This is a genomic window from Mesorhizobium sp. M1342, from assembly GCF_040317955.1.
Lineage (GTDB): Bacteria > Pseudomonadota > Alphaproteobacteria > Rhizobiales > Rhizobiaceae > Mesorhizobium.
Genome location: NZ_JAMYLI010000012.1, coordinates 76,251 through 96,535, shown reverse-complemented (window position 1 = coordinate 96,535; position 20,285 = coordinate 76,251). Strand labels below are relative to the sequence as shown.

Annotated in this window: 23 protein-coding genes; 2 read left to right on the top strand and 21 right to left on the bottom strand. The window is 61.8% G+C overall.

Annotated elements, in window-relative coordinates; all coding sequences use genetic code 11:
- Positions 1–20 precede the first annotated feature (20 nt).
- The 3 genes from ntrC to dusB are packed head-to-tail and all read right to left on the bottom strand — an operon-like array spanning position 21 to position 3,645.
- A complete protein-coding gene (ntrC, locus tag NKH06_RS14495; protein WP_023812028.1) occupies positions 21–1,481 on the bottom strand; it encodes a nitrogen regulation protein NR(I) in 1,461 nt (486 codons plus the stop codon).
- The gene (locus NKH06_RS14490) at positions 1,478–2,620 is read right to left on the bottom strand and encodes a two-component system sensor histidine kinase NtrB (protein ID WP_023812029.1); all 1,143 of its coding nucleotides are present in this window, start codon (positions 2,618–2,620) and stop codon (positions 1,478–1,480) included. The genes ntrC and NKH06_RS14490 overlap by 4 nt, the downstream gene beginning before the upstream one ends.
- Positions 2,617–3,645 (bottom strand): tRNA dihydrouridine synthase DusB, encoded by a 1,029-nt coding sequence (gene dusB / locus NKH06_RS14485; protein WP_352611759.1) that lies wholly within the window; start codon positions 3,643–3,645, stop codon positions 2,617–2,619. Before dusB ends, NKH06_RS14490 begins: the two co-directional genes overlap by 4 nt.
- A gap of 262 nt (positions 3,646–3,907) precedes the next feature.
- Between dusB and NKH06_RS14480 the strand changes: the two genes are divergently transcribed.
- On the top strand, positions 3,908–5,137 hold the full coding sequence (locus tag NKH06_RS14480) for a bifunctional 2-C-methyl-D-erythritol 4-phosphate cytidylyltransferase/2-C-methyl-D-erythritol 2,4-cyclodiphosphate synthase (protein WP_352611735.1): 1,230 nt from the start codon (positions 3,908–3,910) through the stop codon (positions 5,135–5,137).
- Complete coding sequence (locus NKH06_RS14475; RefSeq protein ID WP_352611734.1) at positions 5,134–5,616, top strand: CinA family protein; 483 nt, start codon at positions 5,134–5,136, stop codon at positions 5,614–5,616. Before NKH06_RS14480 ends, NKH06_RS14475 begins: the two co-directional genes overlap by 4 nt.
- A 45-nt stretch (positions 5,617–5,661) precedes the next feature.
- Here the strand turns inward: NKH06_RS14475 and plsY are convergent, their stop codons facing one another.
- The 18 genes from plsY to NKH06_RS14385 form a co-directional block, all read right to left on the bottom strand.
- Positions 5,662–6,336, bottom strand: a complete 675-nt coding sequence (gene plsY / locus NKH06_RS14470) for a glycerol-3-phosphate 1-O-acyltransferase PlsY (protein ID WP_352552030.1) — start codon at positions 6,334–6,336, stop codon at positions 5,662–5,664.
- 10 nt (positions 6,337–6,346) lie between these two features.
- Complete coding sequence (locus tag NKH06_RS14465) at positions 6,347–6,802, bottom strand: type II toxin-antitoxin system RatA family toxin (RefSeq protein WP_127294439.1); 456 nt, start codon at positions 6,800–6,802, stop codon at positions 6,347–6,349.
- A gap of 12 nt (positions 6,803–6,814) precedes the next feature.
- On the bottom strand, positions 6,815–7,780 hold the full coding sequence (gene lipA / locus NKH06_RS14460; RefSeq protein ID WP_023812035.1) for a lipoyl synthase: 966 nt from the start codon (positions 7,778–7,780) through the stop codon (positions 6,815–6,817).
- A gap of 137 nt (positions 7,781–7,917) precedes the next feature.
- Positions 7,918–8,175, bottom strand: coding sequence for a GlsB/YeaQ/YmgE family stress response membrane protein (locus tag NKH06_RS14455; protein ID WP_023812036.1), 258 nt, complete (start codon positions 8,173–8,175; stop codon positions 7,918–7,920).
- Positions 8,176–8,264: 89 nt separating this feature from the next.
- The gene (gene lpdA, locus NKH06_RS14450) at positions 8,265–9,710 is read right to left on the bottom strand and encodes a dihydrolipoyl dehydrogenase (protein ID WP_352441534.1); all 1,446 of its coding nucleotides are present in this window, start codon (positions 9,708–9,710) and stop codon (positions 8,265–8,267) included.
- Positions 9,711–9,722: 12 nt separating this feature from the next.
- Positions 9,723–10,358, bottom strand: coding sequence for an SGNH/GDSL hydrolase family protein (locus NKH06_RS14445; RefSeq protein WP_128304447.1), 636 nt, complete (start codon positions 10,356–10,358; stop codon positions 9,723–9,725).
- A complete protein-coding gene (locus tag NKH06_RS14440) occupies positions 10,355–10,771 on the bottom strand; it encodes a hypothetical protein (protein ID WP_023812040.1) in 417 nt (138 codons plus the stop codon). Before NKH06_RS14440 ends, NKH06_RS14445 begins: the two co-directional genes overlap by 4 nt.
- A gap of 13 nt (positions 10,772–10,784) precedes the next feature.
- Positions 10,785–12,152 (bottom strand): pyruvate dehydrogenase complex dihydrolipoamide acetyltransferase, encoded by a 1,368-nt coding sequence (locus NKH06_RS14435; RefSeq protein WP_352677855.1) that lies wholly within the window; start codon positions 12,150–12,152, stop codon positions 10,785–10,787.
- An 18-nt stretch (positions 12,153–12,170) separates the two neighbouring features.
- Positions 12,171–13,574 carry a pyruvate dehydrogenase complex E1 component subunit beta gene (locus NKH06_RS14430; RefSeq protein WP_352893318.1) on the bottom strand — a complete coding sequence of 468 codons (1,404 nt, stop codon included), beginning with the start codon at positions 13,572–13,574 and terminating at the stop codon, positions 12,171–12,173.
- 15 nt (positions 13,575–13,589) lie between these two features.
- The gene (pdhA, locus tag NKH06_RS14425) at positions 13,590–14,627 is read right to left on the bottom strand and encodes a pyruvate dehydrogenase (acetyl-transferring) E1 component subunit alpha (protein ID WP_023812042.1); all 1,038 of its coding nucleotides are present in this window, start codon (positions 14,625–14,627) and stop codon (positions 13,590–13,592) included.
- A gap of 194 nt (positions 14,628–14,821) precedes the next feature.
- Positions 14,822–15,145: an FtsB family cell division protein gene (locus NKH06_RS14420; protein ID WP_023812043.1), complete on the bottom strand. Its 324-nt coding sequence runs from the start codon at positions 15,143–15,145 to the stop codon at positions 14,822–14,824.
- 270 nt (positions 15,146–15,415) lie between these two features.
- A complete protein-coding gene (gene eno / locus NKH06_RS14415; protein WP_023812044.1) occupies positions 15,416–16,690 on the bottom strand; it encodes a phosphopyruvate hydratase in 1,275 nt (424 codons plus the stop codon).
- Positions 16,691–17,064: 374 nt separating this feature from the next.
- Positions 17,065–17,430 carry a PRC-barrel domain-containing protein gene (locus NKH06_RS14410; RefSeq protein WP_127294419.1) on the bottom strand — a complete coding sequence of 122 codons (366 nt, stop codon included), beginning with the start codon at positions 17,428–17,430 and terminating at the stop codon, positions 17,065–17,067.
- Between the two features lie 86 nt (positions 17,431–17,516).
- A complete protein-coding gene (locus tag NKH06_RS14405) occupies positions 17,517–17,720 on the bottom strand; it encodes a dodecin family protein (protein ID WP_127294417.1) in 204 nt (67 codons plus the stop codon).
- Between the two features lie 96 nt (positions 17,721–17,816).
- On the bottom strand, positions 17,817–18,677 hold the full coding sequence (gene kdsA, locus NKH06_RS14400) for a 3-deoxy-8-phosphooctulonate synthase (protein ID WP_031213495.1): 861 nt from the start codon (positions 18,675–18,677) through the stop codon (positions 17,817–17,819).
- The gene (locus NKH06_RS14395; RefSeq protein ID WP_352751068.1) at positions 18,674–19,564 is read right to left on the bottom strand and encodes a VOC family protein; all 891 of its coding nucleotides are present in this window, start codon (positions 19,562–19,564) and stop codon (positions 18,674–18,676) included. Before NKH06_RS14395 ends, kdsA begins: the two co-directional genes overlap by 4 nt.
- A gap of 113 nt (positions 19,565–19,677) precedes the next feature.
- Positions 19,678–19,968 carry a Dabb family protein gene (locus NKH06_RS14390; protein ID WP_023812050.1) on the bottom strand — a complete coding sequence of 97 codons (291 nt, stop codon included), beginning with the start codon at positions 19,966–19,968 and terminating at the stop codon, positions 19,678–19,680.
- Positions 19,969–20,059: 91 nt separating this feature from the next.
- Entirely contained in the window at positions 20,060–20,194 is a 135-nt protein-coding gene (locus NKH06_RS14385) for a hypothetical protein (RefSeq protein ID WP_023812051.1), read from the bottom strand.
- Positions 20,195–20,285 lie beyond the last annotated feature (91 nt).

The window sequence follows — 20,285 nt, the reverse complement described above, 5'->3', positions numbered from 1 at the left end:
GCGCGGGCTCAGATCAAGGCTCAGCCCTGCCGCGATGATTTGTAGACGTTGACGCCGAGCTCGCGAATCTTCTTGCGCAGCGTGTTGCGGTTCAAGCCCAGCAGTTCCGCAGCCTTGATCTGGTTGCCACGCGTTGCCGTCATCGAGGCCAGGACAAGCGGAAACTCGACCTCGGACAGGATGCGCTGATAGAGCCCGGCAGGAGGCAAGTCGCCGGCAAACGACGCGAAATAGCGCTGCAGGAAATGCTCGACCGCCTGGCCAATCGACAAATCGTCGGGAATGAGGTTACCGCCTCCCGGCACTACGGGGCGCTCGCCGGTCTTCAGCTCGGCCTCGATGATCTCGGCGGAAATTTCGTCCTGCGAATAGAGCGCGGCAAGCCTGCGAACCAGGTTTTCCAGTTCGCGAACATTGCCTGGCCACGGATAGCGCTTCATCAACTCGATGCCGCCGGAAGAAATGCGCTTGGTCTGTAGGCCTTCCATTTCGCCGAGCTTGAAGAAGTGGCGGACGAGGTCCGGCACGTCCTCGGAGCGCTCGCGCAGCGCTGGCAGCCGGAGCGGCACGACATTGAGGCGATAGAAAAGATCCTCGCGGAAAAGCCCCTGGTTGATCAGCGTGCGCAGATCCTTGTTGGTGGCGGCGACGATGCGCACGTCGGTCTTGATCGGCGTGCGTCCGCCAACCGTCGTGTATTCGCCCTGTTGGAGCACGCGCAGCAGCCGCGTCTGCGCCTCCATCGGCATGTCGCCGATTTCGTCGAGGAACAGCGTGCCGCCTTCAGCCTGCTCGAAGCGCCCGGTCGAGCGATTCTGTGCGCCGGTGAAGGCACCCTTCTCGTGACCGAACAGTTCCGATTCGATCAGGTCGCGCGGGATCGCCGCCATATTGATGGCGACGAAGGGGCCGCCGCGGCGGCGGCCATATTCATGCAGCGCGCGCGCCACCAGCTCCTTGCCGGTACCGGATTCGCCCGAGATCATCACCGTCAGGTCGGTCTGCATCATGCGCGCCAGCATGCGGTAGATGTCCTGCATGGCGGCCGAGCGGCCGACCAGCGGCATTGCATCGGGCTGCTCTTCCGGCCGCGCGTCGATCTTCGGCCGACGCGGCTCGGAAAGCGCGCGGTTGACGATGTTGAGCAGTTCGGTCAGGTCGAACGGCTTAGGCAGATATTCATAGGCGCCGGTTTCGGAGGCGCGGATCGCCGTCATGAAGGTGTTCTGAGCGCTCATGACGATGACCGGCAGCTCCGGCCTCGCCTTCTTGATGCGCGGCAGCATGTCGAAGGCGTTCTCGTCCGGCATGACCACATCGGTGATGACAAGGTCGCCCTCGCCCGCCGCCACCCAGCGCCACAAAGTCGAAGCATTGGAGGTGACGCGCACCTCGTGGCCGGCGCGCGAAAGCGCCTGGTTGAGGACGGTACGGATCGCCGCGTCGTCGTCGGCGACGAGAATATTGCCGCGAACGGTCATTTGCGGTCTCCTTCACCGTCATCATCGGCGCCGTTTGGCGCTTCTTTCCAGGCCGGCATCAGGATGCGGAATGTGGTGCCGCGCGGCGTCGATTCGCATTCGATGATGCCGCCATGCTCGCCGACGATCTTGGCGACCAGCGCAAGACCCAACCCGGAGCCGTTCGGCTTGGTGGTGATGAACGGGTCGAACAGGATCGGCAAGATGTCTTCCGAAACGCCGGAGCCGTTGTCGCGCACGCAGAATTCCAGCGGCAGCGACACGCGGTCCTGCGTGCCCGGAACGGAAACACGGATGCCTGGCCGGAAGGCGGTCGACAGCACGATCTCGCCCTGCGGGTCGCTGCCGATCGCCTCGGCGGCGTTCTTGACCAGGTTGAGGAACACCTGGATCAACTGGTCGCGGTTGGCAAACACCGGAGGCAACGAAGGATCATAATCCTCCAATATCTTGATTCTCTTGGCAAAACCGTTCTTGGCAATCGCCTTCACATGGTCGAGAACGACATGGATGTTGACGGGGTAGCGGTCGATCGGCCGCTCGTCGGAAAATACCTCCATGCGATCGACCAGCGACACGATGCGATCGGTCTCGTCGGTGATCAGCCGCGTCAGCGCGCGGTCTTCGTCGGAAGCCGACAGTTCGAGCAACTGGGCAGCGCCGCGGATGCCTGAGAGCGGGTTCTTGATCTCATGGGCAAGCATCGCCGCCAGACCGGTGACCGAACGTGCCGCGCCCCGATGCGTCATCTGCCGGTCAATCTTGTCGGCCATCGACCGTTCCTGGAACATAACCACCACCGAGCCCGGAAATTCCGGTACCGGCGCGACATAGAGATCGACGACCTTCTCGATGCCGAGCCGCGGCGACGACACGTCGACGCGGTACTCGTTGACCGGAGCCCGGCGCTCGCGCACCTGGTCGACCAGTGTCAGCAGCGGGCTGCCGAAGGGAATGAGTTTTGACAGCGTGTTGCGGGCGAGCATGGTCGCGCTCGAGCGAAAAAAGTCTTCCGCATCGGCGTTGGCGAAGGTGATGAACCCCTCCTCGCTGATCATGATCACCGGGCGGCGGATGGTGTTGAGCACGATTTGGGCGGCATCCGCCATTTCGGCGCCCTGGCCGGCGGCGGCGTTCATGCGGCGCTCCGCAGGTTCAAGGGTTGCGGATCGCGCGAAAACACATCGCGCAGCAAGGCAATAACGCGCGCGGGCTCGAATGCGGTCAGTATAGCCTTTCGGCTGTCGTCGGCGACGCCGCCGGCATGCCGATCAAGATACCAGCCAAGATGCTTGCGCGCCTGGCGCAGGCCGCTTTCGGCGCCGTAGAGCGCCAGCATGTCCTCGTAGTGGGCCACGATGTAGTCGGCGACCGCGGTCGAGTCCCGTGGCATGTTTGGCGTCGCCTCGCCGGTCGCCGCGGCCGCAATGCCGCCTGCGATCCAGGGCGCGCCATAATGGGCACGGCCGATCATCACGGCGTCGGCACCCGATTGATCGAGAATGTCGGCCGCTTCCGCCGGCGAAGAGACGTCACCATTGGCGACGACCGGGATGGACACGGCTTCCTTGACGCGGGCGATGGCGCGCCAGTCGGCCTTGCCCTGGTAGAACTGGCAGCGCGTGCGGCCGTGCACGGTCACCATGCTGACACCGGCCTGCTCGGCGCGGCGCGCGAGCATCGGCGCGTTGAGCGCGCCTTCGTCCCAGCCAAGCCGCATCTTGACCGTCACTGGCACCTCGACCGCGCCGACAACGGCGTCGATCAGCGACAGTGCGTGGTCGAGATCCAGCATCAATGCCGAACCCGCATAACCGCCGGTAACCTTCTTGGCCGGGCAGCCCATGTTGATGTCGATGATGTCGGCCCCCTCACCGGCTGCGATTCTGGCACCTTCGGCCATGTGCATCGCCTCACGGCCTGCAAGCTGAACCATATGGACGGGCAGGCCGGAGTGGCGTATGCGCAGGTTGAAACCGGCCCTGCCCTTGGCGAGCTCTCCGCTGGCAACCATTTCGGACACGACCAGGCCTGCTCCATGCGCGTGGGCACGCTGCCGGAACGGCTCGTCCGTAATCCCCGACATTGGTGCGAGGAACACGCGATTGCGGAGTCTCACACCGCCGACATCAAGCGGCCCTGCCAATTTGGTCAAGTCAGGCAATTTGGTCAAGTTAACCATGCACAAAAACCAAGCATCTTCATTCGTTGCACATTCTCTAGCCAGAACCGGCGCAATGTGCAACGCGGAATGACGCCACATTTAGGCGCAATTGGGAAAATGCTGGCCTTCGGCTTTGGCCGCGACCAAAGCGCCGCGCGTCCCTCAGGACGCGCAAAGGACGCTTTGGAATTTCATACTTAGCGCACGATCTTTCCGAAAACCGATTACACTTTTCGGGATCGTGCGCTAGGACCAAACGGGCATGACTGACGCAAGTGAAAATCACGTTTCGGATGCGGATGGCAAGGTCGCGGTGGTGATCGTTGCGGCCGGCCGTGGTGCGCGCGCCGGACAGGCCAACGGACCGAAGCAATATCAACACATTGGCGGCTTTGCCGTCATTGCACACACGCTGGACATTTTTCTGGCCCACCCGCGGACCAGCGAGATCGTCGTCGCCATTCATGCCGATGACCACGAGCTGTTCCGGCAGGCGGCGGGCGCCAATGTAGAGCGCGTCACCGCCATCATGGGCGGGGCGACGAGGCAGGAATCCGTCCGGCTCGGCCTGCTTGCCCTTAGAGGCCACGCGCCGGCGCAGGTTCTGATCCACGACGCCGTCCGCCCGTTTGTCGATGCGGACCTGATAGATCGCACCATCGCCGCCATCGGCGAGCGCGAGGGCGCGTTGCCCGCTTTGCCCGTCGCCGACACGCTGAAGCGCGAATCGGCCTCCGGCGTGGTTGGCGAAACCGTTTCGCGCAGCGGTCTTCACGCGGCGCAAACGCCACAGGGCTTTCCGTTCTGGCCCATTCTTGCCGCGCACGAGAAAGCCCATCATCTGGGAAGAATGGATTTTACCGACGATGCCGCGATCGCCGAATGGGCGAATATTCCGGTCAAGATCGTTCCGGGCTCGCCGGACAATGTCAAACTCACCTGGGCACGGGATATTGCGATGGCGGACCAGCGGCTTTCCGGCGAACGCGTGCGCTTTCCCGATATCCGTACCGGCAATGGCTACGACGTCCACGCCTTCGAACCGGGAGACCATGTCACTTTGTGTGGCGTCGCCATTGCACACGACAAGAAGCTGTCCGGCCATTCCGACGCCGATGTCGGTCTGCACGCCTTGACCGATGCGCTGCTGGCGACTTGCGGCGCAGGCGACATCGGCACGCATTTTCCGCCATCCGACCCGCAGTGGAAAGGCGCTGCGTCGCGCATATTCGTCGAGCATGCGGCAAGGCTGGTGCGCGCGCGCGGCGGCCGCATCGCCAATGCCGACATCACGCTGATCTGCGAAGCGCCGCGCGTCGGGCCGCATCGCGAGGCCATGACCGCAGCCCTTTCTCAGATGCTGGCGATTACGCCGGATCGCATCTCGATCAAGGCCACAACCAATGAGAAGCTCGGCTTTGTCGGGCGCGAGGAAGGCATAGCGGCGATTGCCACCGCCAGCGTGGTGTTTCCCGGCGAGGTGCCGGAATGAGCAACAACGAGCTGGCAAATGCGCTGCTGCAAGCCTGCCAGAAGCGCGGCATCATGCTAGCAACGGCGGAAAGCTGCACCGGCGGCATGATCATCTCCGCGCTCACCGACATCGCCGGTTCCTCGGCCGTGGTCGATCGCGGCTTCATCACCTATTCCAACGAGGCCAAGATGGACATGCTCGGTGTCTCCGCCGCCACGCTTGAGGCGCACGGCGCGGTTTCGCGCGAGACGGCGATCGAGATGGCAACAGGCGCGCTTGTCCGTTCGCGCGCCGGGCTGACCCTGGCGGTCACCGGCATTGCCGGGCCTGGCGGCGGTTCGGCGGGAAAACCGGTCGGCCTGGTCTGGTTCGGGGTTGCGCTGGACGGCCGACCGATTGTCGCCGAGCACCAGCTCTTTGCAGACAAAGGCCGCGATTTCATTCGTCGCGAAACGGTCCGGCAAGCGCTGGAACTGGGCCTACAAGCACTCGGATAGGGTTATAAAAACGTTGGGCGGGCGGGCCCGAAAGCTGGATTGCGGTTACGTTTTCGATTCCGGGCTGCTTTGCCCTAAGCGTGGCTCCGTCCCAGCCAGCAGCCGCTGAATGTTGGCACGATGGCGCGCAATCACGTAGATGCTGCCCGCAATCACCAGCAACCGATAGGCCAACGGTTGCTCCAGGCCACAGATGAGGGCGATCGCGGTCAACGCCGCTACCATCGAACTCAGGGAAACTATCCGAGACGTAGCCAGCACAGCACCAAAAGCCGCCGCAGCCCCCACACCTACCGGCCAAGACAGAGCCAGCAACACGCCAAGCCCCGTCGCAGCGGATTTGCCACCTGTAAAATTCAGCCAGATCGAACGGCCATGTCCCAACAACACGGCAATTCCGGCCAGGCAAACAGCCCAAGGCACCCAGGTTTGCAGGTCAAGCGGGGTCGATGGCGTAACCAACGGCAACGTGATGAACCAGGGATAGAACCAGCGGGCAAAAACGATCGCCGCCGCGCCTTTCAGCACATCCAGCAGCAACACCACCAACGCAGGCCATTTTCCCAAGACCCGCAAGACGTTCGTTGCCCCGGTGGATTTGGAGCCATGCTCCCGGATATCGATGCCCTTGAGCAGCTTCCCCGCCAGATAACCCGTGGGCATGGTACCGAAGAGATAGGCGATTGCCAGTCCAACGGTGCTCGCTATCCAGAAAAGCATGCGCAGGGCCTCAAGACGGTTTTGCACCGTAGATGACGTCGGCGCGCTTCTCAAAGGCTTCGGCGAACATGCGGAAGGCGCGATCGAACATGGTTCCCATGACCGCGCCCAGAATACGGCTCTTGAACTCGTAGTCGATGAAGAAGCGGACGGCGCAACCGGCGCCGTCGGGTTCGAAACGCCAGACATTGCTCAAATATTTGAACGGCCCGTCGATGTATTTCACGTCGATGGCGTTCTCGGCGGGCTTCAGCAGCACCTGCGTCGTGAAGGTTTCGCGGATGGCCTTGTAGCCGATGCTCATGTCGGCAAGCAGAACAGTGCGCCCGTCACGCTCCTTGCGCGAGCGAACCGTCAGCGCTTCGCAAAGCGGCAGGAATTGCGGATAGGATTCAACATCGGCGACCAAAGCGAACATCTGCTCGGGTGTATGGGATACGCGTCGGGTGGCTTCGAATTTTGGCATGGAACCAGCGAGTTAAGCTGATTTCTTGAGAATCGCTTCCCGTGCCGCGCGCAGCTTGGCAAAATCGTCGCCGGCGTGATGCGATGAACGCGTCAGCGGGCTAGATGCCACCAGCAGGAAACCCTTGGTCCGGCCGATCGTCTCAAAGGATTTGAACTCCTCCGGCGTGACGAAGCGGATCACCGGGTGGTGCTTCTTCGACGGCTGCAGGTACTGGCCGATGGTCATGAAATCGACATTGGCGGACCGCAGATCGTCCATCAGCTGCAGGATTTCATTCCGTTCCTCGCCCAGCCCCACCATGATGCCGGACTTGGTGAAGATTGACGGATCAAGCTCCTTGACCCGCTGCAACAGCCGGATCGAATGGAAATAGCGGGCGCCCGGACGAACCGTCAGATAGTTCGACGGTACGGTTTCGAGATTGTGGTTGAAGACGTCGGGCTTGGCGGCCACGACGATCTCCAGCGCGCCGTCCTTGCGCAGGAAGTCGGGCGTCAGGATTTCGATCGTCGTCGAAGGCGTCGCGGCCCGGATGGCACGAATGACTTCAGCGAAATGCTGCGCACCGCCATCGGAGAGATCGTCACGGTCCACCGAGGTGATGACCACATGGGTAAGGCCCATCTGCTTGACCGCATGCGCGACGCGGGCCGGTTCATCCGGGTCAAGCGCTGTTGGAATGCCCGTGGCGACGTTGCAGAAGGCGCAGGCGCGGGTGCAGATCTCGCCCATGATCATGAAGGTGGCGTGCTTCTTTTCCCAGCATTCGCCGATGTTAGGGCAGCCGGCCTCTTCGCAGACCGTCACCAGCTTGTGCGATTTGACGATTTCGCGCGTTTCGGCATAGCCCTTCGACACCGGCGCCTTGACGCGGATCCAGTCGGGCTTGCGCAGCACGTCCTGATCAGGCTTGTGCGCCTTTTCCGGATGCCGCAAGCGCGGGGCGTTGGCGATCGTATCGAGGACAGTGACCATCGGGAAACCTGGTTCATTCGCGACGCCAGTCAGGCGTTCGCTGTCATAACGTCATCTAAGACTTTTCAACGCAAAGAAAAAGGCCGCCACGGCGCATGCCGCAACAGCCTTTTTCGCATAGCAACTCTTCAGTGATGCTAACGGCGCACCAGACGCCCGGCCCAGATCAGCAGGCAGGCACCGATAAAGCCGGTGATCAGATAGGCAATCCAGCCGACGCCGAACGGGCCAAAATTGAGAGCCTGCAGAATGGCGTTCAGCACGACCGCGCCGACGATGCCCATGACGATGTTCATGAAGATGCCGGTGTTGCTCTTCATGAACATTTCGGCGAACCAGCCTGCCAGGCCGCCGATGATGATGGCTGCTATCCAGCCGACGCCATTCAGGTGCATATGCCTTCTCCTTGTGGGATACGTGAAAACGCATTCGCAAACGAAGTACCTTGCCGCCGGGTTCCATCTGTAGCAGCGCTTTCAATCTATCAGGCGTTGAGCGCGCGGCCATAGGCGTCGAGCACGCTTTCCTTCATCATCTCCGACAGCGTCGGGTGCGGGAAGATGGTGTGCATCAGCTCTTCCTCGGTCGTCTCCAGGTTCATCGCCACGACAAAACCCTGGATCAGTTCGGTCACTTCGGCACCGACCATGTGGGCGCCGAGCAATTGACCGGTCTTCTTGTCGAAGATGGTCTTGATGAAACCCTGATCCTCGCCGAGCGCAATGGCCTTGCCATTGGCGGCGAACTGGAAGCGCCCGACCCGGATGTCCTTGCCCTCGGCCTTGGCCTTGGCTTCCGTCAGGCCTACCGAGGCGACCTGCGGATTGCAGTAGGTGCAGCCCGGAATCTTCAGCTTGTCGGTGGCATGCACGCCAGGAAAATCTGCGATCTTCTCGATGCACACGACCCCCTCATGTTCGGCCTTGTGAGCGAGCATCGGCGGGCCGGCGACATCGCCGATGGCGTAGATGCCCGGCACGTTGGTCTTGCCGTAACCATCGATGACGACGCAGCCACGCTCCGTTTTCACGCCAAGCGCCTCGAGCCCGAGGCCCTCGATGTTGCCCTGGACGCCGACGGCCGAGATCATCCGATCGGCGGTGATCTTCTCGACCTTACCGTCCTTCATCTCGACATGCGCGGTGACCGAGTTGGCACCCTTCTCGACCTTGGTCACCTTGGCTTCGAGGATGATCTTCATGCCTTGCTTCTCGAACTGCTTCTGCGCGAATTTCGAGACTTCGGCATCCTCGACCGGCATCACCGCAGGCAGCAGCTCGACCACCGTCACTTCGGCGCCCATGGTGCGGTAGAAGGAGGCGAATTCGATGCCGATGGCGCCCGACCCCATGACCAGCAGCGACTTCGGCATCTCCTTCGGCACCATGGCTTCAAAATAAGTCCAGATCAGCTTGCCGTCCGGCTCGATACCGGGCAGTGCGCGCGGCCGGGCGCCGGTCGCCAGGATGATGTGCTTGGCGGTATAGGTGCCTTCGCCTTTGACGCCTTTCGGCACTGGCGGCTGCGGCTCCATCGGCTTCTTGGCCGTCTTCGACACGACGATCTCGCCCGGCTTCGAAAGCTTGGCCTCGCCCCAGATGACGTCGACCTTGTTCTTCTTCATGAGGAAGGCAACGCCGCCATTGAGCCGCAGCGACACCTTGCGCGAGCGGTCGACCACGGCTGACGCATCGACGCTGACCTTGCCGTCGAGCTTCAGCCCGTAATCCTTCAGGTGGTCCGAATAGTGCATGATCTCGGCCGAGCGCAGCAGCGCCTTGGTCGGGATGCAGCCCCAGTTGAGGCAGATACCGCCGAGATGCTCGCGCTCGACGATCGCCGTCTTGAAGCCGAGTTGCGCGGAACGCACCGCGGTGACATAGCCGCCAGGGCCGGAGCCGATGATGATGACGTCGTAGTTCTCAGCCACGGTTTTTCTCCTTCACAATTCCAGCATGACGCGCACGACGGGTGCCAGCGCCTTGCCGATGTTTCGCGTGTTTTCGGCATCGAGATGGACGCCGTCGAGCGGGGTGGTTTGCGCCACGCTGCCGGCGTCGAAGAAGCCGCAGCCGGCCTCATCGGCAAGAGCGGCATAGAGCGGCGCCAACCGCGTCGAAGCCTCGTCACCGCCGGCGAACATCTCCTTGAATTCGGCATTGTCTGTACGGCTGACCACAGGCGGCGAAACGATCAGGATCTGCGGCGCCGGCCAGTCGAACGGATAGTCGTGACCGCGCACGATGTCGATCAGCCGCTGGATGCCCTGCTTGGCCGCGACGGGATTGCCGTGGATCCACGGCTTCATGTCGTTGGCGCCGAGCATGATGACAATCAGGTCGATCGGCGCATGGGTCGTCAGGACGGTTGGTAGCAGTTTTGCACCGTTGCGGTCCGCACCGGCCAGATGATCGTCGAAGGCCGTGGTGCGGCCGTTGAGGCCATCGGCAATCACTTGCACGTCGGCGCCTAACGCTGCCTGCAGCACGCTCGGCCAGCGGTCTTCCAGCGCATGGCGGCCACCTTCGGCATTGTAGCCCCAGGTCAGCGAGTCGCCGTAACAAAGAACCGTCTTCATGCGCCCACCTGTGCGTTAATCGAGCCGCGCCTCAACCGCCAGCGCACGAACAGCCAGTGAACCAGCACAGTGGCCAGGTTCGGCAAAACCAGGCCGGCGACGATCGGCAGGTCACCTTCCCACTGGCGCTTATCGACCGGCTGAGAGAACGTCCAACCGATCAGGCCGAGCCCGATCAGCACGAACAGGACAATTGCGCAGAGGCCCAGCCAGTTGATGATCGACGGTGCGTTCGAAAAAAGCTGCGCGATGAAAAACACGATCGTCGCGACAATGGTGACAAGCACCGACGTCATGAACACCAGAATGTATTCTTCCTGCGCATGGGTTGCGACCGCCAGCTGTTGAGCAACCAAGCCGCCTGCCAATCCTGACAGGAAAAACGCCATAAGGGAGGTGAAGAAGATCCGCACCGCCCTCTCCGTCCTAAACCAGCATGCCCATCGGGTTCTCGATCAGGCGCTTGAAGGCGACCAGCAGTTCGGCACCCAGCGCGCCGTCGACGGCGCGATGGTCGGTCGACAGCGTCACCGACATCACGGTGGCGATTTTGATCTCGCCGTTCTTGACCACCGCCCGCTCCTCGCCGGCACCGACGGCAAGGATCGTCGCATGCGGCGGGTTGATGACGGCGGCAAAGTCCTTGATGCCGAACATGCCGAGGTTGGACACCGCCGTGGTGCCGCCCTGATACTCTTCCGGCTTCAGCTTGCGGCTGCGCGCCCGGCTGGCCAGATCCTTCATCTCGTTGGAGATGGTGGACAGCGTCTTTTCGTCGGCATGCCGAATGATCGGTGTGATCAGGCCGCCCGGGATCGACACGGCGACGCCGACATCGGCATGCTTGTGCTTGACCATGGCGCTTTCGGTCCATGAGGCATTGGCATCCGGCACCGCCTTCAGCGCCATCGCCATCGCCTTGATGACCATGTCGTTGACCGACAGCTTGTAGGCGGGCGCATCGCCTTTGTCGGTCTTCTTTACCGGGGCTGCGGCGTTAATCTGCGTGCGCAATGCGAGGAGTGCATCGAGCTCGCAGTCGAGCGTCAGGTAGAAATGCGGGATGGTGGTCTTGGCCTCGACCAGGCGGCGCGCAATGGTCTTGCGCATATTGTCATGCGGGACGAGATCGTAGGAGCCAGCCTCGAACAGCTTCAGCACCTGATCGTCGGACATCGCCTTCACAGCAGGAGCAGTTGCCGGAGCCCCGGCGGGTGCTGCCTTGGCGGCAGGCTTGGCGCCGCCACCGGCAATCGCGGCGTCGATATCTGCCTTGACGACGCGGCCATGCGGGCCGGTGCCGGTCACGGCAGACACATCGACGCCGGCTTCCCTGGCGATGCGACGTGCGAGCGGCGAGGCGAAGGTGCGCTCGCCGGCCGCATGACCATTGGCAACTGGAGCCGCCTCTGCCTTGGGTGCGGTCGCGACCGGTTCCGCCTTTGATGCTTCCGCCTTTGGTGCGTCAGCCTTGGGCTCCTCCGCTTTCGGCGCCTCGGCTTTCGCTGGTGCGGCACCGCCACCGCTTTTCGCGACGGCGCCTGCATCCTCGCCCTCTCCGGCGAGCACGGCGATCAGCGCATTGACCTTGACGCCCTCGGTGCCGGCGGGAACGACGAGCTTTGCAACCGTGCCCTCATCGACAGCTTCGACTTCCATCGTCGCCTTGTCGGTCTCGATCTCGGCAATGACATCGCCCGGCGAAACCTTGTCGCCTTCCTTGACGAGCCACTTGGACAGATTGCCCTCTTCCATCGTGGGCGACAGGGCCGGCATGGTGATGTTGATTGGCATTTTGTCCTCCCGCCCGGTTCAGCGATACGTGACGGCTTTGACCGCCTCGATGACTTCGCCGACATTCGGCAACGCCAGCTTCTCGAGGTTGGCCGCATAAGGCATCGGCACATCCTTGCCGGCGATGGTGATGACCGGCGCGTCCAGAAAGTCGAAGGCGCGCTGCGACACCTGGTTGGCGATATGGTCGCCGACCGAGTTCTGCGGATAACCTTCCTCCACCACCACCAGGCGGTTGGTCTTCTTGACCGAGGCGATGATGGTGTCGAGATCGAGCGGCCGGATCGTGCGCAAGTCGATGATCTCGGCATCGATGCCAAGGCCACGCAGTCCCGCTTCAGCCTTGACCGCATAGGTCATGCCGATGCCGAAGGAGACGATGGTGACATCCTTGCCTGATTTATGGATGCGCGCCTTGCCGATCGGCAACACGAAATCGTCCAGCTTCGGCACGTCGAAGGACTGACCGTAAAGGATTTCATTCTCGAGGAAGATGATTGGGTTCGGATCGCGGATCGCTGCCTTCAGCAAGCCCTTGGCGTCAGCGGCGGTGTAGGGCATCACCACTTTCAGGCCCGGAATGTGGCTGTACCAGGCGGCATAGCACTGCGAGTGCTGGGCAGCGACGCGTGCGGCGGCACCGTTCGGTCCACGGAACACGATCGGCGCGCCCATCTGGCCGCCGGACATATAGAGCGTCTTGGCGGCCGAGTTGATGATCTGGTCGATCGCCTGCATGGCGAAGTTGAAGGTCATGAACTCGACGATCGGCTTCAGGCCGGCCATCGCCGCACCCACGCCAACGCCGGCAAAGCCATGCTCGGTGATCGGCGTATCGACGACGCGCCGCGGCCCGAATTCCTGCAGCAGGCCCTGCGTGATCTTGTAGGCGCCCTGGTATTCGGCAACCTCCTCGCCCATGACGAAGACATCGCCGTCGCGGCGCATTTCCTCGGCCATCGCATCGCGCAGCGCTTCGCGCACCGTGGTGGAGACCATCTCCGTGCCGGCCGGAATGTCCGGATCGGCGGCGATCTCCGTCTTCGGGGCGGCAGCCACCGGTGCGGCGGCCGGCTTTGTGGCCTCCGCCTTGTCCTCTGCTGCGGCCGGAGCCTCTGCCTTTGCAGGTGCTTCCGCCTTGGCGGGCGCCGCAGACTTGCCGATATCCCCGGCACTTTCGCCGTCCTGCAGCAGCACGGCGATCGGTGTGTTGACCTTGACGCCTTCGGTACCGGCGGCGATCAGGATCTTGCCCAGCGTGCCTTCGTCAACAGCTTCGACTTCCATCGTCGCCTTGTCGGTCTCGATCTCGGCGATAACGTCGCCGGCGACGACCTTGTCGCCCTCGTTCTTCAACCACTTGGAAAGATTGCCCTCTTCCATGGTCGGCGAGAGAGCGGGCATGAGAATTTCGATCGGCATGTCCTTGCCCTCCCGTTACAATACGATATCGGTCCAGAGCTCGGACGGATCCGGCTCCGCGTCGTTCTGGGCAAATTCGGCGGCGTCGGCGACGATGTCGCGGACCTCCTTGTCGATGGTCTTGAGCTCGTCCTCGGTCGCCCACTTCTTTTCCATCAGCCGTGCCTTGACCTGCTCGATCGGGTCATGGTCCGAGCGCATCTTCTGCACTTCTTCCTTGGAGCGGTATTTTGCCGGATCGGACATCGAGTGACCGCGGTAGCGGTAGGTCTGCATTTCGAGAATGATCGGCCCGTTGCCGGCGCGGCACCATTCGGTCGCCTGGTCGGCGGCAGCCTTGACAGCGCGCACGTCCATGCCGTCGACCTGGATGCCCGGGATCTTGAACGAGGCACCACGATGCGAAAAGTTGGTTTCCGCCGAAGAGCGCGACACCGAGGTGCCCATCGCATAGCGGTTGTTCTCGATGATGTAGATCACCGGCAGCTTCCACAGCGAGGCCATGTTGAAGCTTTCATAGACCTGGCCCTGGTTGGCCGCGCCGTCGCCGAAATAGGTCAGCGAGACATTGTTGTTGTCGCGGTAGCGGTTGGCAAAGGCGAGACCAGTACCAAGAGACACCTGCGCACCGACGATGCCGTGGCCGCCGTAAAAGTGCTTTTCCTTGGAGAACATGTGCATGGAGCCGCCCTTGCCCCGGGACAAGCCGCCCCGACGCCCGGTCAGCTCGGCCATGACGCCGCGCGGCGACAGCTCCATCGCCAGCATGTGGCCGTGGTCGCGATAGGCGGTGATCATCTGATCGCCGTCGATCAGCGCCATCTTCATGCCGGTGACGACCGCTTCCTGGCCGATATAGAGGTGACAGAAGCCGCCGATGAAACCCATGCCGTAAAGCTGGCCGGCCTTTTCCTCGAAACGACGGATGAGCAGCATGTGCCGGTAGGCGGCAAGCTCTTCATCCTTGGTGAACTCGGCGGGCTTGGGGGCGGAAAGCCCCGATTTGCCGTCGGATTTGGATTTGGCAGGCGCTTTTCTGGCTGCGGTGGCCATGCATCACTCCCTGTTGGCGTCTCTTCGTGGACATTAGAGCAGGATGAAATCTGCTCTGGGGAGATCAGCTCCTCCCCACCGATTTTAGGGAGGCTAACACGCGTCAAAGCGTTGCGCCATGCCGAATTTGCATAGCTGGCATGCGCCTAAGCAATTAAAATCGTTGAAAATATTGGCGATTAACTGGAAATCAGTTATTTCACCGAGGTCGGCAACATAATGGTGATTTCATCGGCTTGGGACAGATTGAGCGCCTTGCGTGCCTGCTCATCGAGCATGTCCTTCTCGAGCGTGCCTTCATGCATCAGCCGAACGCGGCGCTCGAGTTCCATGCGGCGCGCCTTGATCGCATCGAGCTGGCCTTGCAGCGCAACCGTCTGGGCTTCCAGCTGATATTTCGAATAGATGCCGAATTCGCCGTGATAGGCATGAAAGCCGAAATAGGCCAGGAACACCACGCAAAGCGAGGGAATGATCAGCCGGCCGGTGTTTCTCTGCTTGTGCTGACGCGTCCACATCGCCCGGTTCCTCTAGAGCGTGATGCCGAAATGTGTGAAGCGGTTTTCGGACGACAACATGCTCTATCTCTTTGATTTAGAGTCGGATTCAGACTTCAGGTCGAACAGACCTGAAATCATCCGGCTCTAGCCCGCGAACTCAGGCGGCTCACGATCTTTTTCGCCCGATTGTGCTTAACGGACGGTTACAGGTGACCGGTTTGGCGAACCGAAATGAAAAAAGGCGGGAATGCTCCCGCCCTTTCATCCGATATCCGAGTGTTTTCCGGATCAGCCCTTGATCACCGACTTGCCGGCATAGCTTGCCTGCTTGCCGAGTTCTTCCTCGATGCGGATCAGCTGGTTGTACTTGGCCATGCGGTCGGAGCGCGACAGCGAGCCGGTCTTGATCTGTCCGCAATTGGTGGCAACCGCGAGATCGGCGATGGTCGAATCCTCGGTTTCGCCCGAGCGGTGCGACATGACGGCGGTGTAGCCGGCCTTGTGCGCGGTCTCGACGGCGTCGAGCGTTTCCGTCAACGAGCCGATCTGGTTGACCTTGACCAGGATCGAATTGGCAACGCCCATGCGGATGCCGTCGCGTAGCCGCGCCGTGTTGGTGACGAACAAATCGTCGCCGACCAGCTGCGTCTTCTTGCCGATCAGGTCGGTCAGGTACTTCCAGCCTTCCCAATCGTCCTCGGCCAAGCCGTCCTCGATCGAGATGATCGGATAGTCGGCGGCAAGCTTGGCCAGGTATTTGGCCTGGGCCTTGGGATCGCGCGTCTTCTTCTCGCCCTCATAGACGTAGTTGCCGTCCTTGAAGAACTCGGTCGCGGCGCAATCGAGGCCGAGCGCGATCTCGTCGCCCGGCTTGAAGCCGGCCTGCTCGATCGATTCCATGATGAAATCGAGCGCCACCGGGGCGCTTTTCAGGTTCGGGGCAAAGCCGCCCTCGTCGCCGACATTGGTGTTGTGGCCGGCATCCTTCAGCTTCTTGCGCAGCGTATGGAAGATTTCCGAACCCCAGCGTACACCTTCGCGCAGCGTCGGCGCGCCGATCGGCAGGATCATGAATTCCTGGAAGTCGATCGGGTTGTCGGCATGCGCGCCACCATTGATGATGTTCATCATCGGTACCGGCAGGAGATGCGCCTTGGTGCCACCGACATAACGGTACAGCGGCAGGCCGGCAGCATCGGCGGCCGCCTTGGCCACCGCCAGCGACACGCCGAGAATGGCGTTGGCGCCAAGCCGGCTCTTGTTGGGCGTGCCGTCAAGCTCGATCATGGTCTGGTCGATATGGATCTGGTTTTCGGCTTCCATGCCGCCAATCGCCTCGAACAGTTCGCCGTTCACCGCTTCGACGGCCCTGAGCACACCCTTGCCGAGATAGCGGGCACCGCCGTCGCGCAGTTCGACGGCCTCGTGGGCGCCGGTCGAAGCACCCGATGGCACCGCCGCGCGGCCCATTGAGCCATCTTCGAGAATGACATCGACCTCGACGGTCGGATTTCCACGGCTGTCCAGGATTTCACGCCCGACAATGTCGATGATGGCGGTCATTTGCGATGTCCTCGATTGATCTGAAGAATGCCGCACGTCTTAGCCAAAGTGCTGCAAAAGGCAATCGGCCGGCTGGCAATTATTGCCGCGGCATCAGCCTCCGAACGATTCACGAAGCGCAAATCGCTGTCATCATAAGTCATGTACGGCAGGCCGGCTTGTGGCTATGGTGCGGGGGCGCGGGCGAAACAGGAGGAGTTTCGCCATGTCCCAGTTGAGTGGTATCGTGAGTCTGTTCCTGATCGCGGCGGCATTCCTGACGTCGTGCGACAATCAGCAGTCGCCGCCGAAGGCGATGGCCCCCTTATACGTCAGCGAATAAGCCAGAATCCAAAGCGGCCCCGCCTCTCGGTGGGCCCGCTTTGTGGTTGCTGTTAATGCCAGTAAGGCGTGACCTTGTAATAATTGTAGGATTCGTCGCGGGCCGCCTCACCATCCGCCCCGGTCAATTCGTTGATCGAATAGGCAGGTGCCGCCCTGAGTTGTTCCTTGGAAAACGGCACGACATACCCGCCTTTGTCCTCATCGTAGTCGAGGCTTGCCCACGGAATGGCGTGATATTTCTCGCCGATACCGAGGAAGCCGCCAAAACCGATGACCGCGAACATGATGCCGTTCGTCATCTTGTCAAGCATCACATCCTCGATGCTGCCGATGCTCGTGCCTTCGGTATTGTAGACCGATGTGCCGATGACCCGCGAAGCGGCGATGGCTTGGGTGTGACCTGTCTGGGTTGCCATGATTGTGCTCCTCATTGTGGTTTCGAACCATACTTGGACAATGAGGGGCGCGGGCGAAGGTTCCCGACTTTTTCGGCGTCGACCGTTCACTCCGCGAGGATGAAGGTAACCTTCATATTGACGCGATAAGCAACAATCTTGCCGTCTTGGACGACGATCTTCTGGTCCTGGATCCAGGCGCCCTCGACGTTCTTCAGGGTTTTGGATGCGCGCGCAATTCCCTGTTCGATGGCGTCCTGAAAGCTCTTGTTCGACGAGGATGTGATTTCGGTGACGCGGGCGACGGACATGGCTTCCTCCTGCCAAAACGCTTATTTGCCAGCCAAGCGTATAGCCGGCTCGTGCCTTCCACAAGCGCCGGCAGTCGGCGGAGTATGCGTCCGCCCTTAGAGGCCCTTGGCGATGCGGTCGAATGCCATCAGCCGCTCGAGCAGGGCCGGCATGTCCTTCAACGGGAGCATGTTCGGGCCGTCGGAAGAGGTCGAGTTGTCGGGATCCTGATGGGTCTCGATGAACACGCCGGCAACGCCGACAGCGACTGCAGCGCGCGCCAGCGTCTCGACAAAGCGGCGCTCGCCGCCCGAGGAACCACCCTGCCCGCCCGGTTGCTGCACCGAATGCGTGGCATCGAAGATCACCGGCGCGCCGATCTCGGCCATGATGGGCAGAGCGCGCATGTCGGACACCAGCGTGTTGTAGCCGAAGGACGCGCCGCGCTCGGTGGTCAGCACATTGGCATTGCCGGATCCGGTGATCTTGGCGACGACGTTCTTCATGTCCCAGGGGGCGAGGAACTGCCCCTTCTTCACATTGATAACCTTGCCGGTCCTGGCGGCGGCGACCAGCATGTCCGTCTGGCGCGACAGGAAAGCCGGAATCTGCAGGACATCGACATGCGGCGCGACGATCGCGCACTGCTCCTCGGTATGGACATCGGTCAGCACGGGGAGCGAAAATTCCTTGCGCAACTCGTCGAAGACGGGAAGGGCTGCGTCCATACCGGCACCGCGCGTCGCCGACAGCGAGGTGCGGTTGGCCTTGTCGTAGCTGGTCTTGTAGACGAGCCCTATGCCGAGCCTGCCGGTCAGTTCCTTCAGCGCGCCGGCCATATCGAAGGCGTGCTGGCGTGATTCAAACTGACAAGGGCCGGCGATCAGCGACAGAGCCGCCTTGTTGTCGAAGACGACATTGCCGACGGTTACCGACGAATTGGGCGCCATTGAATTGGACGCTTGCGGCTTGCTCATGGGATCTCCCGGAAGATGAAGGCCGCGCCCTGTCCGGGTGCAGGCCGCACGACGATATCATTGCCCGCTATATCGTGTTGGACGGAATTGGCTGCAAGCAGCCTCGATGTCACATCGGCGTTCCCAACCGAAAAGACCACCGCTGCGAAGCGTAGATCTGTCGGCGCGCCGGCAGGCAGGCCGAAGCGCGCGGTGAAAGCCGGGCCGTCAAGCACGCTCAAATCTGCATTCGGCAAGGGAAACCTGCCGCCCTGCCTGTCGGCGGCCGGATCGTCCACCGCCACGGAAATAAGCCCATGCTGCTTTCCGGGCGCATCGCTGATCGCCAAGATCTCGACAATTCCGGTCGCGCCGTTGGCGTGGGCCTGCAAAGCCGTACGGTCAACATCAGGCGCGTTGACGCGCTCGCAGGCAAACAGGAAGGCGTCCGTGGCTTCGGCTCCGGCCGCGAAGGCGAGCTTGAACGATGCGATGTCGCTTTTGCCGGCCGGGTCGGTGAAGGCGCGCGAAAAACCCAGCATGTCTCCCGCCGAGATGCCGGCACCGACATAGCGTGCATGGTCGGCGTCGGCATTGCCCGTGCCTAGAACAATGGCGGAAAATCCCTCGTCGCCGTTGCTGTCGCGATAGGCGCGATCACGCGTGACGAAGACATTGCCGTCTGCGATAGCCTTTGTCGCCACCTGTTCGTCGCCGACCGCGAGCGGTTCGAGATACGTGCCGTCGGCCAGGAAAACACAGCAGTTTTCCGTTCCGAAGGGATGGATGCCGGTCGGGGCCACGACGAAGCCAAGCGCGGTGAGCCGGGCTCGCGCAACCTCAAGGCTCTGCGTCGGCAGCACCAGGTGATCGAGCGGATGAGTGCCTGCGGCTGCGGTTTGGGTCATGCAGGCGCGATGTGCATCATTCCGCAAATCGGTTCAAGACTTGATCGCAATCCCGGCCAGTTCGCCCACGTCAGTTCACCGGACTTCGAAAAAGGCACCACCTGGACAAGGCATCAGCTTCCGGCAACGACATCGGCGGAATAGCGCAGTTCGCGCATCGGTTTGACCTTGCTGGTGGTCTGCGCATAGAGCGGGTGCGCCTTGTAGGCGGCCAGCGCGGCGTCGTCGGCGAACTCCGCATAGACGACCACGTCGACCTCATCGGACAGTGGATCGACCTTGGTGTTCAAGGTGACCTCGAAAAGGCTGGAATGAGGAATGTCGCCGAGCGCCAGCAAGCCGGTGCGCACAGCCTCGACATCCTCTTTTCGCCGCGCGCTGAAGAAAACGATATGCCGGATCAACCCCGCCTCCTCGATCAAAGTGCTGGGGTCTTTTGTGACGGCAGGACGTTGGCGTCAATCGACAAGGATGTCGCGGCTGCAGCCGCCGGAGCTAAACCTTGCCGGTAGCATATCGCACAATGCGGCTAAGTTCTCTCACCGTGGTGTCGAGATACCGGCCCTGATTGTACATGCCGTCCCAGATCAGGAAAAACGCGATGGCGGCAATGACGATTACATAACGCATGGCTAAATCTATCGCACAAGGAATTCTGCGGCCATAGGCGTTTTTTAACGCGCTGCGCCTTGGCTGTGCAAAGGCACAGATGCCCGCCGGC